Here is a 13,324-nt window from a genome sequence, read left to right as displayed (position 1 = left end):
CAAAAGATACTATGATTCTACTTTATGTTGTTTTGGGCTTGATTATTATTAACGGTCTTCTCTTGATATTGAGCTCAAACAAACCTGACGATTTTCACGAATAAAATCTAAAATGGATAAATCGCATTCATTTTTTGATTTCTTTGTCCATAATGTATTCTTTCACAATCATTCAGAATATTTGAAAAATAATTTTGAAATCAACCTCCTTACAACTATCTTTAGGTCACTACCCTTAATTAGTAACAATTAAATATACCCAATAGTAGGTATGTTTTGCTATGCTTTTATAGCACACATTTGTAATGTTAACTAATTAAACCAACCCCTCATGAAAAAATTAGTCTCTCCTGTTACCATGTTTCTATTTGGTGTTCTTGTCTTTGCAGTTATAATGATAATATCAAACAAGTTGCAACTAATTCAGACACTTGAAGTAGATCCAAAAATGACCGTAGATCAGAAAATAGAATTAATGCATAGCCATTCATTGTTTTGGTTTTATCGTGTTTTAACTGCTCTAGCAGCAGCGTCCATTAGTATTTCTATTCCTGGTATGATTTCCTTAAACCATAAACCCGATGGTAATCAATTAATGCGCACAAATGCAGATGGCAGTGAAGAGCCCAACACAATGTCGCTCTTAGAAAAAGAGCCGACTATTAGTGCTTCTGGTGCTATTGCGGTTTTTGTTCTGGTGTATTTGTTTAACCCTTTGGTGTAGATATGGCTACCATAACCCATAAAGATAAAATAGACCAAGTAATTGATAATCATTATTTTGAATTCTTTAATGATTACCCAAACGCTGTTTATATCGCATCAGTACCTGTCAATATTAAACGACCCGATCTAAATAATTTTTACTTTGAAATGGGTATATGGAATAAATCCAAAAAGAAAACTGAAATAAAGATTTTAAATATAAATGAGTACTTAAAAAAATCTAATTACAGAAAAGTATTATCTACAATAGAATCCATAGTAGACAATGTTACCTATAATAAAATAATAAATGAAGATATTGAGCTTAATATTAAGACTAAAAATGTTGAGCCTTTTCAACTGCAAGCAGAACGAATAACGCATAACACAATAAGGCCAGCTTCGGGAGGATGTGCGATTAGATACGAAGAAAGTAACTCCATAGGCACACTGGGCGCTATCGTGTCTCTCAATGATGGTAGTGACGATTGGTATATTTTATCCAATTATCATGTAATGTCCCCTTTAAGGTTTGAACCTGGAAAGCTAATTTTTCAACCAACTGAAATTAGTAGAAAAAGAACCACAGATTACTCTAAAGTAATAGGTAGATTAATGTTTGGCAAATTTGATGAAGGAGCAGATATAGCTTTAGCCATTGTGTTAGATAAGGATAAAGTAAAAGGTGGAACAATTTGGGACGATAATCCTATTTTAGAACCTAAACCTCCAATAATCGGTGAAAAAGTAAAATTACACGGTGCTACTTCTTATAAAAAACATGGAACGATACGCTCAGATAATGCCTATGTAAAACTTAAATATAGAAATGGGTATAACTATTTCCACAAACAAATATTGACAACAAAAATGAGTTGTTCTGGCGACTCAGGTAGTATTCTAATCAATGAGCAAAATAACGGCGTAGGAATGCTAATAGGTGGAGATTGTTCCAAGTATTCTGTTTTTAATAATCTAAACTCCATTTTTAATTATGGAGTTGAGTTAAACCCCAATAATGTAAAAATTAAAATTAAAAAGTTCATTAATCCAAAAGAATATTAATTATGAGTAAAGTTGAAATTAAATACGGAGATTGTTTAAAAAAACACGAATTGGTGATAAATAGCCTAATACTAGACTTTGAAGTTCACGGAACATTTTGTGACTGGAAATCTATATCCAATAAAGATTATTCTGAGCTAATAACCATTACCTTAGAAAAAATTACTTCAGGAAAATATTATCACATATCAAAAGTGAATTTTTGTCCGAAAAAGCGTATTCTTGAGATTCATGTAGAAAAAGTCAGTTATAATCAACAGCAAAATAAGTTTGAATATAAGTCTGCAGTCAATGATGGGTTTGACTTAACCGAGTCTAGCCCTGAGGTAATTAACGAAATAAGATTAGTTATTTATAACAGAAGTACCGAAGATAACTTTTATACTATTTGTAAAAAATTGACAGAAGAATGTTTAAAATATCCCTATGATCAGAACAAATGTGACGATAAAACTCTTGCATATGAGGGAGAACATCAACCCGAAACGCATAAGGGAAATATATTAGTAGGAAAAAAATAAAAAGTAAAAACAAAATATCATTAAACTTTATCAAACTAGTAGTCGTGGTCATTTCTACTAGTTTTTGCCATGCGCAAAATATTGATATTCAAAAAGGTCTCGAATTAATCTCAAATGAAAAGTATTTAGAAGCTGCTATCAATCTCAAAAATATAGATACTTCTGGCCATAGTACCTATGATAAAGCATTATGGTCTTTTTACCTTGGTTATTCATACAACTTCATTGATGAACAAGATAAAGCATACTTAACTATGATTCATTCAAAAACTTTATTTAATAAAATTAACAAGATTGATGATGTTAAAGATTGCAATCTGCAATTACTGAAGATAGTCAGACATCAAAACAACCTAAAAATTGATACTGCACCAATTATTAAAGAATTAGAGGATTATATAAAATATAAAAATGATCCCGATCCAGATATTCTATTTACAATTTATTTGGATATAGGCTCTACTTTGTTAAAAACTGGATTTCCAATTGAAGCAAGAAAAACTTTTGAAAAGAGCTATCAACTATCAAAATCAATAAAAGATTCTTTGCAAATGGCATTTGATAACATGAACCTAGGATCTGTATATAAAGACTTAGGGAAATATGAAACTTCACTTAATTATACTAAAGCTGGCTTACCCTATTTGTTAAAAATAAAAGACACCACAAATATTGCATATAACTACAACAATCAAGCTGAGGCATATAAATATCTTAAAAATTATGATCTATCAAAACTTTATTTTCAGAAAGCTCATGCCATGAACATAAAGTCCAATAAAACAAAATCGAAAATTATTTTTTATGAAAACATGGCTGATCTCTATGCAAAAGAAAATGAATTTAAATTGGCATATCAATACCAAAATAAGTATAAAGCTCTAAGTGATAGTATAAATGATAAAGAGCAAGATTTAAAAATTCAAGATTACAAAACCAAGTATCAAACTGCTGAAAAAGAAAAGGAAATACTACGCCTTAGTAACGAAAATTTAGAGATTGAGGCAAAACGTAGCGAAAGTGAAGCCAAAAGAAAAGAAAACCAAAATTTAGCTATTGGTTTGGGAGGTAGCCTAGCCCTAGGAAGTATTATCGCTTTTTTAATCTTTAAAAACACCAAACGTAAGCAAAAACTAGCTGAACAAGAAAAAATACTAGAATCCCAAAAATTAGCCACAGTTTTAAAAGAACAGGAGCTCAAAGCTATTGATGCGATGATAGAGGGACAAGAAAAGGAACGGCAACGTATCGCCAATGACCTCCATGATGACCTCGGTGGACTTATGGCGACTGTGAAATTACATTTTAATGCTTTAAAAGATAAAGACTCACCTGAGCTTTACGAGAAGACCAATAATTTAATTGAAGAAGCTTATCAAAAAGTACGTAGCGTTGCACATGCCAAGAACTCTGGAGTCATTGCCAAACAAGGCTTATTAAAAGCGGTGCGGCATATGGCTGAAAAAATATCTGCTTCAAATGAAATACAAATAGATGTTTTGGATCATGGTCTAGACAACCGTTTAGAAAATAGTTTAGAACTCACTTCGTTTAGAATTATACAAGAACTCATAACCAATGTTATAAAACATGCTGAGGCTAGTGAAGCAACCATTCACCTAACCAATCATGAGGATAGTATAAATATTATGGTTGAAGATAACGGAAAAGGATTTAATCCAAGTCAAGTGACAAAAACCAAAAAAGGTATGGGGATAAGCAGTATCGATAAGCGTGTGGAGCACTTAGATGGTAAACTCACTATTGAATCAGAAAAAAACAAAGGAACAACTGTTATAATAGATATACCATTATGATACGATTAGCTATAGCCGAAGACCATCAGTCGCTTATTGACGGCATTAAACTGCTATTAGAATATGAAGACGATATAGAAATTGTTGGTACAGCCAATGATGGCAAAGCACTTTTAGATTTGGTTATCTTAAAACAACCAAACGTTGTCATTACCGATATTAGAATGCCTAAAATGGACGGTATAAGCGCCACAAGGCAAATAAAAAAAGAGTTGCCACATACCAAGATATTAGGTTTTACTATGTTCGATCAAGCTGAGGCTATACAACAAATGTTAGATGCTGGTGCTAGTGGTTATTTGTTAAAAAATTCACCTTTAGAGGAAGTCTTAAAGGCTGTACGTTCCGTTTATAAAGGAAATACCTATTTTGATTCCAACATAAAAGTAGAGGCAGAAAATGATAGCAATAAAAGGGGCAAGGGTATTTTAACCAAACGCCAAACCGAAATATTAGGCTTAATAGCCAAAGGTAAAACCTCACGAGAAATTGCCGATGAACTTTTCATTGGTGTTCATACTGTGGACACCCATCGTAAAAACATGGCTCGTATTCTAGGTCTTAAAGGTAAAGGAGAATTAATGCGCTATGCCATAGAAAAAAAATATACGTTTTGAAATTTACCTTTCATTAGGTATAGTTTCGCCACTAATGGATAATTAGATTTGATAAATTAATCAAACTATTATTCGTTATGAAGAAATCATTAATTTTAATACTAAGTATTCTAATCACTTCTTGCTCTAGTGATGATGATAACTCTGAATCTGACCCTATCTATGGCTGTACGGATGAAAAATCGCTAACCTTTGATTCAATGGCAGATACTGATGATGATAGTTGTATTTATTCTGATTTAACATTATACGCACGCTATAATTTTTTCCAAAATATTCCTATTACCAATATAGACATATCAATAGATGGTGAGTATATAGGAAATATCGCCAATGGTTTTATATGGCCCAATGGACCTGGAAACTGTAGCTCAACAGGGACAGTTCAATACCAATTTCAAAATTCAGAATCTATTGATTGGAATGCGACTATATTTCTCGCTAATGGCCAAACAATATCTTCGAGCGGAACTAAATCTCCTAATAGGTCTATTGAATGTATTAAAATAAGCGTCACCAACTAAAAAAACTAATACGATTTTTAATAAAAAAAGCAGCTATATGGCTGCTTTTAATGTTTAAGTCTATAAAGAGAATCTTAATTCACCTCAGGCAAATGACTGTACTTTTTACTGTATGCTAACATTTGTTCTGCAAAACCAACAGGCTGCGTAACTTTAATGGCTTTAATCTCACCAGCATCATCCATTTCTGGTACTAAAACAGGATTTACAAAGCCACTGTAAGGGGCAGATGTAAATTGCTTATTACGTTCTAAAACCTCAGCGTGAATCGCTTGGTCTACTTTTACACCATAACCTTCTACCAAAGCCTCTACGGCTTCATAATCTCCTTCAGACTTGATACGTTGGGTTTCTCTTAATAACTGACCAAATAAGTCGTGTAATTTCTCATAATCATTAATGTTGAAATACGTTTTTCCATCTCTGGTTACTTTTTCAATCACATTATCTGCTTTTCCTTTTTCATAAGCCCAAGCACTAACCCATTGCCGATTTCTCATGTGAGCTTCCTCAACATCATCACCAAGATTTAAACGGATCAATTGCGTTATTAAACCATTTCTTATATAACCATCGTAAGCTGCCATACCAACTTTTTTCCAATCTTCTACCAAACCTAACTCTTGTAATTTTGAGTCGTATAAATAGTATAGACCAACTAAATCCGCTCTACCTTCTTCTAAGGTTGATGCATAATTCTTTAAAGTTTCTTTGGTCTCACCTACTCCAGGATTTAACTGACCCGAAGCATGGCCTATTACTTCGTGAAGTGCCGTATGTAATTTATCAGCTAACTTTCCATAGTCTTCTTCGAGTTTGTACTCTTCATCATCGTGTACAAATTCTTTTAAACGTCCACTTCCACCTGCATTATTGTAAGCGTTGATAATGTTTCCAAGAGACACGGATTTACTTCCTACTTCTGCCCTAATCCAGTTGGCATTTGGTAAATTTACACCTATCGGTGTGCTTGGAGACGCATCGCCAGCTTCACCAGCAACGTTAACAACCTTATAAGTTACACCAACAACATTCTTCTTTTTATGTTCATCCATCAATGGAGAATTATCTTCAAACCATTGGGCATTATCGGATAGTACCTTCATCTTTTTTGACATATCAAAATCATTGATTTGTACGATAGTTTCATAAGAGCCTCTATAGCCTAATGGATCGTTGTAAACTTCTATAAAACTATTAATATAATCTACATTACCAGCTGTAGCAGCCGTCCAAGCCACATTATAATCATCCCAAGTTTGTAAATCTCCTGTTTTGTAATACTGAATTAATAGACCAATAGCATCACCTTGGGCTTTGTTCTCGGCAACTCCCTGCGCTTTCTCCAACCACTTTACAACTTCATCTATAGCAGAACCATATAAGCCTCCTGATTTATATACACGCTCTTTTAAAACACCATTCTCTTTAACTAATTGAGAATTTAAACCATGAGATAATGGACGCTTTGGGTCGGGAGATGTTTTGGCTGCATAGAATTTTTCAACATCTACGTTGGTGACATTTGGTCCATAAAAATTTACTGCAGACAATGCAACATTGTCAACACCTTTAGCCTGATTTACTTTTTTAGAATCCTTATCATTAAAAATAACATCAAAAGCTTCTCCATCTAACTTTGTATTCGTTGCTAAAAGCAGTTGATTTAGATAATCCTTAGAAAACTCAGGCTTCAATTTATCGTTTGAATAATGATGATGAATACCATTACTAAACCATACACGCTTTAGATAAGTTTCAAAAGCTTTCCAATTATCAGATGTTTTGTCTCCGTCGTAATTTGTATAAACAGCTTCTAAAGCCTTTCTGATTTTTAGGTTATGTCTGTAGTTTTGATCCCACATCATATCACGACCAGCAAGACCAGCTTCAACTAGATAATATACAAGTTTTTGTTCTTTTAAACTAAGATTTTCCCATCCTGGAATTTGGTAACGAAGAATTTTAATGTCAGCAAATTGCTCTACATTATAGTCAAATTTTGCTTCTTTTTTTTCCGTTGCATCATCTTTTACAGGTTCTTTTGCATCATCTTTACAAGACAAGGAAAACAAAGTAATAAGGAAGATAGTTAATATTGATTTTAGTTTCATAAATATGTTAGTTTTTTTAATGTAAGCAAATGTAACATATATATTACATATCATAAAATTACTATCTTTGGGTAACTACTAAATCAAATGAAATGAAAATACTTAAGTACATCTTGCTGTTGCTGTTGGTTTTAATCATAGGCTTTTCAATTTACATTGCGGTACAACCCAATTCTTTTGAAGTAACTAGGACAAGAACTATAAATGCCCCACAGGCAGTTGTTTACAATAACATCATCGATTTTAAAAATTGGGAATCTTGGAATTCATGGGTTGAAGCCAAGCCTGAAACAAAAATCACCCTATCAGAACAAACCAAAGGTATTGGTGGAGCTTATTCTTGGGAAGATGAAGACGGTGTTGGCACCATGAAAACTATTGATGCCAAGCCAAACAGTTCCATAACACAAGAAATGCAGTTTGCTGATTTTCCGACTAATGAAGTCACTTGGAATTTAGAACAAAATGCCAGTGGTACAACTGATGTCACTTGGTCTATTTCTGGTAAAGATTTACCTTTTATGTTTAAGGCATTTTCTGCAGTAATGGGTGGTATGGAAAAACAAATTGGACCGCATTACGAAAGAGGTTTGGAAATGTTAGATAGTGTTGTGCAGAAAGAAATGAAAGTTTATAACGTTGATGTTAAAGGAGTAACGCAACACAGTGGTGGTTATTATTTATACAATACCACATCTTGCAAGTTCAGTGAGTTTGAAACCAAAATGAAAGAAATGCTCCCAAAAGTTGGTGCTTATGCCATGACGAACAATGTTACCATGGCCGGACCACCATTTATCTTATACTATAAATGGGATGAAGAAAATGATGCTGTAATTTTCTCGTGCTGTGTACCCACAAATTCTAAAGTAATTTCAGTTGAGGAAGGTATATTAACGGGTCAATTAGAATCATTTAGAGCAGTAAAGACGGTTTTAAAAGGAGATTACAATAACCTTAAAGAGGCTTGGGAAACCACTATGAAATATATTACCGATAACAATTTAGAAATGATTGAAGTCGGGCCAATGTTAGAAACTTATTTAACAGACCCAATGAGTACACCAAACCCAGCAGATTGGGTTACCGAAATTTATGTGGCTGTAAAGTAATTGAGATTTTCGTTGAGTATATATGAAACAACTCTTAATAGTCTTTATTGGCGGTGGCTTTGGAAGTGTACTTCGTTTTTTGGTCGGAAAATGGCTTAACAACTCTGGCGATGGCATACCTTACGGCACTTTTGCCGCCAACATTGTTGGCAGTTTTTTAATAGGTATTATTTTAGGATTGGCAGCAAAAAATAACAGTCTTTCTGAAAATCAAACCCTTTTACTGGCCACAGGTTTTTGCGGAGGATTTACCACATTTTCAACCTTTGCATACGAAAATCATGTGTTATTAAAATCTGGCGATTTTACCAGTTTTGCTATTTATACTATTGCAAGTTTTATTATAGGTTTTTTGGCGGTTTTCCTTGGCATGTATTTGGCAAGATAAAAGCCCGTCTAAATCTTTCCAAAGGGCAGACTTTTAAAAATTGCTTTTAAAATATGCCGAATAATATAATCCTTAGTCCAAATACCTAAACAAAGTATTGCGGCGACTAAAAACTGGGACTTAAGATTTCTTCTTGAACACTTTAACACCTGCCTTTACTTCTGTAGCAATATAGTTTTCCCTTGGCACAATTGGGCATGAGTACTTTTCATTATAAGCGCAATATGGGTTATACGCTGTATTAAAATCAATTGTTAAACTATCATTTTCTGGAATTCGCAAATCGATATAACGACCACCTCCATAGCTTTCATTTCCATTGGTATCGTCTAAAAATGGTAAAAACAAATAATCTCGATATTCTTCAGTTTGCATCAATTCTTTTCCTTGGTATACATTGAGTTGATACTTAACATCTTTCAATTCAAAAGTAATGATCCCAAAAATGCGTTCTTTGGTTACACGATCCGTCGTGGTTTTCATGTTAAACCATTTAGAATCTGGTGTTCGTTTAAGATTTGCCCTAACGACATAGGTTGAATCAAACTTGAAGAAGTCCAGTCCCTTAAACTTCTTTATATCTTTTTTCTTAAGAGGTGATTTTGAAGCATCTTTATACTCTGCATTTAGTTCTTTTTGCCACTCAGTTTCTTCATTTAGCATTTGTTTGTCCTGTGAACAACCTACTGAAAAAACGATTGAGAAAAGTAAAAATAAATTCTTCATGTATAAATTATTTTAAAGTTCAAAAATACAACTTATCATATTTTATTGTAGATTTGAATCGTTAAACAAGCAAAAATAATGTTGAGAACCAATAGATATACAAAGCAGACCTGTGTGATTTCTCCGCAGAACATTCGGATGCATTATCTATTGTAGCTATAATTATATACCATTAAACAATATTTAAAAGTCCGACGATACCGTCGGACTTTTTATTTTTATAATACAACCAACATGAAAAAGCTTTACTTTAATTACATTGAATCCTTCAAAGGATTAACTAAAGAAATTTGGTATCTCGCCCTAATAAGTTTGGTTAATAGAGCTGGTACTATGGTAATACCTTTTCTTTCTCTTTATTTAAAAAACGATCTTGGGTTTACCATAAATGAAATCAGTTGGGTTTTTGTCTTTTTCGGAATTGGTTCTGTTATTGGATCTTGGCTGGGAGGCAAACTGACTGATGCCATTGGTTTTTATAAGGTAATGGTTATTAGCTTGTTTATAACTGGATTAAACTTTATAGCATTACAATACATATCTTCATTTTTAGGGCTATGTATTGGTATTTTAATAACCATGTCTATTGCAGATACTTTTCGGCCAGCTATTTTTGTGGCTATAAAAGCTTACAGTACACAAGAAAACCAAACAAGATCGGTAGGATTGTTAAGATTGGCAATCAATGCCGGCATGGGAATTGGTCCTACCCTGGCTGGCTTGTTCATTGTGCTCAAAGGTTACAATCTCTTATTCTGGATCGATGGGTTAACTTGTATTGTGGCCATATCTTTATTCTATTACTTAGTAAAATCACCAACGACAACACCGTCTCAAACAAGGGAGAGATATAACAATTTATATAAGAATATTGTATATAAAGATCTTACGTTTTGGATCCATTCTGTTATATGTTTTCTTTTTGGGATGGCATTTTTTCAATTATTTACAACATTGCCGTTATATTATGATGAGATATTCCACCTCAATGAATTTAAAATAGGCATCATCTTATTTATGAACGTAGCTATTATTGTCGTTTTTGAAATGCCACTCCTAAACTATTTAGAAAAACGCCTAATTCCTATTACAAAACATATAATTATGTCTTGTTTACTGTTAACAGCAAGCTTTTTTATTTTGTATGAAAACTTTTGGATCGGGACATTAATTATAAGTATAATACTTATGACACTCAGTGAAATGCTAGGTTTCCCCTATACCAATAAGTTTGCTCTACAGCGTGCCAAGGAAGGTTTAGAAGGGAGTTACATGGCCATGTACGCTATGTCATTTTCTTTAGCACATATTTTTAGTCCAAAATTTGGGTTGGACATAGTAGATCTTTATGGTTATCAAGTTAACTGGTTAGTAACTGGTGGTTACGGAGTTTTAGCTGTAATATTATCGTATTGGTTACATCATAGAATAAAACAAAATTTATAATGAACTTAAATTACAAATACATTTTATTTCAAAGGTTTTACCTCACTGTGCTTTACCACATGAGATAATACAATTTGGGTTTTAGTCTCCCCATAGGTAATCAGTTGGTCTATAAAAGACTCCAAGTGCTTCTGATTTTTTAAAACCACTTCCATCACTATATTTTCATTACCGGTTATTCTGTAACAATTAACCACTTCGTCATAGGTTTTTACTTTTTCCAAGAAGGGTTTAAGCATCCCCATAAAAGCACGAAGCGTTACAATAGCCTTTAACTGATAGCCAGCTTTGAAGGGAGAAACAAAAGTGGTATAACCTTCAATAATCTCTGCATCTTCCATCTTCTTAATACGTTCACTTACAGCCGGTGAACTTATCCCAACACGTCTACCAATTTCAGCATTGGACATTCGTGCATGTTCTTGCAGGCACTTTAAAATCTTCCAATTTAAACCATCTATACTCATTTAAAGAAATTACATGTTAATTACATAAATATTAAAGTAAATATACAATTTTACTTTAATATTTAAAGTAAAATATCGCATCTAGTCCGTAATTTCGTTGTAATTGCTATTAAAAAATGAATTATAACCTACCATCACATTTATCGGATTTGCCTGTATACAGAAAGGCTATGGATATCATCACGCTGTCTCGAAGCATTTCTACCTATTTAAACCATGACCTTTCGTATTTAAACAGTGATGGTTCGGAGGATAATGATATTTATTTCTCTGGAGATATTGTTCAGCAATCCACTAATTTAGCACCAGAAATTATTAATGCTGAGCGTGAGCGTTATTCTGAAAAAAAACACCAACACTTGGAAAGTTTGGAACGTTTAACCTCAAAACTATACAGTAATTGCAGACGGTTAGAGCGTTCAAAAAGCAATGGAAAAGACTTTTTACCAATCCTAAAAGATGAACTGAAAAAGTTTAAAACATTACAGCGTAATTGGATGATGACACTTTAGTTACAAATCCTGCAATCTTCTTTTTCCTGAAGTTCACCAACCAAATGCCCTTTTTTATTCATTTTATAGCCGCAACAATCCATAAATCCTTGGGCAATTTGTTTTCGTCCACGTTGAATTTGAGATTTTACAGTTGGTAATGGTAATCTAAGTCGTTCCGCCACTTCTTTTTGCTTAAAACCCATAATATCAGATAAAAATATAGGGGCTCTGTATTTTTTTGGTAGATTTATTAGTATACCTCTTAAACAATCTTTTTCTGTATGCTCTGTCGGTTGCGCATCAATTTCGTCCTTAAACTCATTTAATTCAACCATCTTTTTTGAGGTTTTAAAATAATCGAGAATAGTATATCGTGCTACTGAAAACAGCCATGGCTTTAACTTAGCACCTTCCTTTAATGTATAAAGTTTGGTATGCACTTTAATAAAAGTATCCTGTAGTATGTCATCAGATATTGTTTCATCCTTAACCTTGCTTAAAATGAAGCGCTTTATATCTGCTGAATATTTATCCCAAACTGTTTTTGTGGTCATAATTAAAACATAACTTAAGTGTCACATTGAGCGTAGTGAAAATGTTATACTGAATATTATAGATTTCTAGACTACGCTCTAAATGACAATAAATTTAACAATTACAATTTATACACGCACAATTATCACAAGTACAATCTTTGCATCTTCCATTATTACATGGTTCGCAATTGCAAGTACATTCATTTATAGTTTTCATAATTTTAAAGTTTTAATGTTCATCCAGTAGACGATAAGACTATTAAAAAGATGCATTTTTAATTAAAAAATTTCTGTAATTCTTTTCTTATTGGCATGGGCTTAATTGCAGAAACATTAGATCCACCTGTGTTTCCGAAAGGAACCCAAATTAAAGTAAACAATAGTGACGCCAAAATTCTAAGTATTTGACCTGTAATCTCTTTTACATTCTTCGTTTTTATTCCATAATATAGCATCCACAAATGACTAACTGTATGCCTAGCGATGTGGTTTTGTCCAAGAATATGAGCACTTTCTAAATGATAAAAAGATTTTGAATAGTTTTTAAGCTTCAACTCCGCTTTTGCTAAATCTAATTGATGATAAAATTCTTGCTTTAATTTGTCCATTGGTATTTGTCTTTCTCAATAGACAGCAAATGGAATGAAAAGATGCAAAAATGTTGCATTTTTTTAAAAAAATTAAAATACTCTTCGACTGCACTAAGTTTAGTGCTAGCTTAGTAAAACTGTACATACTAATTCTTAAAACACAGCATTTAGCTATCTGAGATCCTTGAACTTCTCCTGGTAT

The 13,324-nt window shown here is 32.9% G+C and carries 15 protein-coding genes; 10 read left to right on the top strand and 5 right to left on the bottom strand.

From position 1 onward, the window contains the following. Positions 1 to 331 precede the first annotated feature (331 nt). From KCG49_RS04575 to KCG49_RS04550, 6 genes are all read left to right on the top strand, one after another. Complete coding sequence (locus tag KCG49_RS04575; RefSeq protein ID WP_218545022.1) at positions 332 to 724, top strand: hypothetical protein; 393 nt, start codon at positions 332 to 334, stop codon at positions 722 to 724. Between the two features lie 2 nt (positions 725 to 726). After that, entirely contained in the window at positions 727 to 1,770 is a 1,044-nt protein-coding gene (locus KCG49_RS04570) for a S1 family serine peptidase (RefSeq protein ID WP_218545021.1), read from the top strand. A 2-nt stretch (positions 1,771 to 1,772) separates the two neighbouring features. Further along, positions 1,773 to 2,291, top strand: a complete 519-nt coding sequence (locus tag KCG49_RS04565) for a hypothetical protein (protein WP_218545020.1) — start codon at positions 1,773 to 1,775, stop codon at positions 2,289 to 2,291. A 44-nt stretch (positions 2,292 to 2,335) separates the two neighbouring features. Beyond that, complete coding sequence (locus KCG49_RS16535) at positions 2,336 to 4,108, top strand: tetratricopeptide repeat-containing sensor histidine kinase (protein WP_218545019.1); 1,773 nt, start codon at positions 2,336 to 2,338, stop codon at positions 4,106 to 4,108. After that, positions 4,105 to 4,725 carry a response regulator transcription factor gene (locus KCG49_RS04555; RefSeq protein WP_218545018.1) on the top strand — a complete coding sequence of 207 codons (621 nt, stop codon included), beginning with the start codon at positions 4,105 to 4,107 and terminating at the stop codon, positions 4,723 to 4,725. Before KCG49_RS16535 ends, KCG49_RS04555 begins: the two co-directional genes overlap by 4 nt. Positions 4,726 to 4,802: 77 nt before the next feature. Then, positions 4,803 to 5,249: a hypothetical protein gene (locus tag KCG49_RS04550; protein ID WP_218545017.1), complete on the top strand. Its 447-nt coding sequence runs from the start codon at positions 4,803 to 4,805 to the stop codon at positions 5,247 to 5,249. A gap of 74 nt (positions 5,250 to 5,323) precedes the next feature. On the opposite strand, the gene KCG49_RS04545 is transcribed toward KCG49_RS04550, so the two are convergent. Next, positions 5,324 to 7,363, bottom strand: a complete 2,040-nt coding sequence (locus KCG49_RS04545) for a dipeptidyl-peptidase 3 family protein (protein WP_218545016.1) — start codon at positions 7,361 to 7,363, stop codon at positions 5,324 to 5,326. A gap of 92 nt (positions 7,364 to 7,455) precedes the next feature. Here KCG49_RS04545 and KCG49_RS04540 point away from each other — a divergent pair, with 92 nt between their 5' ends. Then, a complete protein-coding gene (locus KCG49_RS04540; RefSeq protein ID WP_218545015.1) occupies positions 7,456 to 8,475 on the top strand; it encodes an SRPBCC family protein in 1,020 nt (339 codons plus the stop codon). A 22-nt stretch (positions 8,476 to 8,497) separates the two neighbouring features. Beyond that, positions 8,498 to 8,863, top strand: a complete 366-nt coding sequence (crcB, locus tag KCG49_RS04535) for a fluoride efflux transporter CrcB (protein WP_218545014.1) — start codon at positions 8,498 to 8,500, stop codon at positions 8,861 to 8,863. A gap of 120 nt (positions 8,864 to 8,983) precedes the next feature. Here the strand turns inward: crcB and KCG49_RS04530 are convergent, their stop codons facing one another. Beyond that, entirely contained in the window at positions 8,984 to 9,589 is a 606-nt protein-coding gene (locus KCG49_RS04530) for a DUF1684 domain-containing protein (protein WP_218545013.1), read from the bottom strand. A gap of 234 nt (positions 9,590 to 9,823) precedes the next feature. On the opposite strand from KCG49_RS04530, the gene KCG49_RS04525 reads away from it, so the two are divergent. Continuing rightward, positions 9,824 to 11,035: an MFS transporter gene (locus KCG49_RS04525; RefSeq protein ID WP_218545012.1), complete on the top strand. Its 1,212-nt coding sequence runs from the start codon at positions 9,824 to 9,826 to the stop codon at positions 11,033 to 11,035. Positions 11,036 to 11,058: 23 nt separating this feature from the next. Here the strand turns inward: KCG49_RS04525 and KCG49_RS04520 are convergent, their stop codons facing one another. Next, positions 11,059 to 11,502, bottom strand: coding sequence for an Lrp/AsnC family transcriptional regulator (locus KCG49_RS04520; protein ID WP_218545011.1), 444 nt, complete (start codon positions 11,500 to 11,502; stop codon positions 11,059 to 11,061). Positions 11,503 to 11,618: 116 nt separating this feature from the next. Here KCG49_RS04520 and KCG49_RS04515 point away from each other — a divergent pair, with 116 nt between their 5' ends. Beyond that, a complete protein-coding gene (locus KCG49_RS04515; protein ID WP_218545010.1) occupies positions 11,619 to 12,014 on the top strand; it encodes a hypothetical protein in 396 nt (131 codons plus the stop codon). On the opposite strand, the gene KCG49_RS04510 is transcribed toward KCG49_RS04515, so the two are convergent. Beyond that, entirely contained in the window at positions 12,011 to 12,550 is a 540-nt protein-coding gene (locus KCG49_RS04510) for a sigma-70 family RNA polymerase sigma factor (RefSeq protein WP_218545009.1), read from the bottom strand. The genes KCG49_RS04515 and KCG49_RS04510 overlap by 4 nt on opposite strands. 257 nt (positions 12,551 to 12,807) lie before the next feature. Then, positions 12,808 to 13,140 (bottom strand): DUF3703 domain-containing protein, encoded by a 333-nt coding sequence (locus tag KCG49_RS04505; protein WP_256259859.1) that lies wholly within the window; start codon positions 13,138 to 13,140, stop codon positions 12,808 to 12,810. Positions 13,141 to 13,324: the final 184 nt, after the last annotated feature.

The organism is Winogradskyella luteola (assembly GCF_019203985.1).
GTDB classification, from domain to species: Bacteria; Bacteroidota; Bacteroidia; order Flavobacteriales; family Flavobacteriaceae; genus Winogradskyella; species Winogradskyella luteola.
This window is presented reverse-complemented; position numbering and strand designations above follow the sequence as displayed.

Bases quoted from the DNA above. Each gene is read 5' to 3' on its own strand.
- KCG49_RS04515 (WP_218545010.1), top strand. From the start codon at position 11,619: ATGAATTATAACCTACCATCACATTTATCGGATTTGCCTGTATACAGA.
- KCG49_RS04530 (WP_218545013.1), bottom strand. From the start codon at position 9,589: ATGAAGAATTTATTTTTACTTTTCTCAATCGTTTTTTCAGTAGGTTGT.
- KCG49_RS04575 (WP_218545022.1), top strand. From the start codon at position 332: ATGAAAAAATTAGTCTCTCCTGTTACCATGTTTCTATTTGGTGTTCTT.
- KCG49_RS04545 (WP_218545016.1), bottom strand. From the start codon at position 7,363: ATGAAACTAAAATCAATATTAACTATCTTCCTTATTACTTTGTTTTCC.
- KCG49_RS04565 (WP_218545020.1), top strand. From the start codon at position 1,773: ATGAGTAAAGTTGAAATTAAATACGGAGATTGTTTAAAAAAACACGAA.
- KCG49_RS04510 (WP_218545009.1), bottom strand. From the start codon at position 12,550: ATGACCACAAAAACAGTTTGGGATAAATATTCAGCAGATATAAAGCGC.
- KCG49_RS04540 (WP_218545015.1), top strand. From the start codon at position 7,456: ATGAAAATACTTAAGTACATCTTGCTGTTGCTGTTGGTTTTAATCATA.
- KCG49_RS04520 (WP_218545011.1), bottom strand. From the start codon at position 11,502: ATGAGTATAGATGGTTTAAATTGGAAGATTTTAAAGTGCCTGCAAGAA.
- KCG49_RS04555 (WP_218545018.1), top strand. From the start codon at position 4,105: ATGATACGATTAGCTATAGCCGAAGACCATCAGTCGCTTATTGACGGC.
- KCG49_RS04525 (WP_218545012.1), top strand. From the start codon at position 9,824: ATGAAAAAGCTTTACTTTAATTACATTGAATCCTTCAAAGGATTAACT.
- KCG49_RS04505 (WP_256259859.1), bottom strand. From the start codon at position 13,140: ATGGACAAATTAAAGCAAGAATTTTATCATCAATTAGATTTAGCAAAA.
- KCG49_RS04570 (WP_218545021.1), top strand. From the start codon at position 727: ATGGCTACCATAACCCATAAAGATAAAATAGACCAAGTAATTGATAAT.
- KCG49_RS04550 (WP_218545017.1), top strand. From the start codon at position 4,803: ATGAAGAAATCATTAATTTTAATACTAAGTATTCTAATCACTTCTTGC.
- crcB (WP_218545014.1), top strand. From the start codon at position 8,498: ATGAAACAACTCTTAATAGTCTTTATTGGCGGTGGCTTTGGAAGTGTA.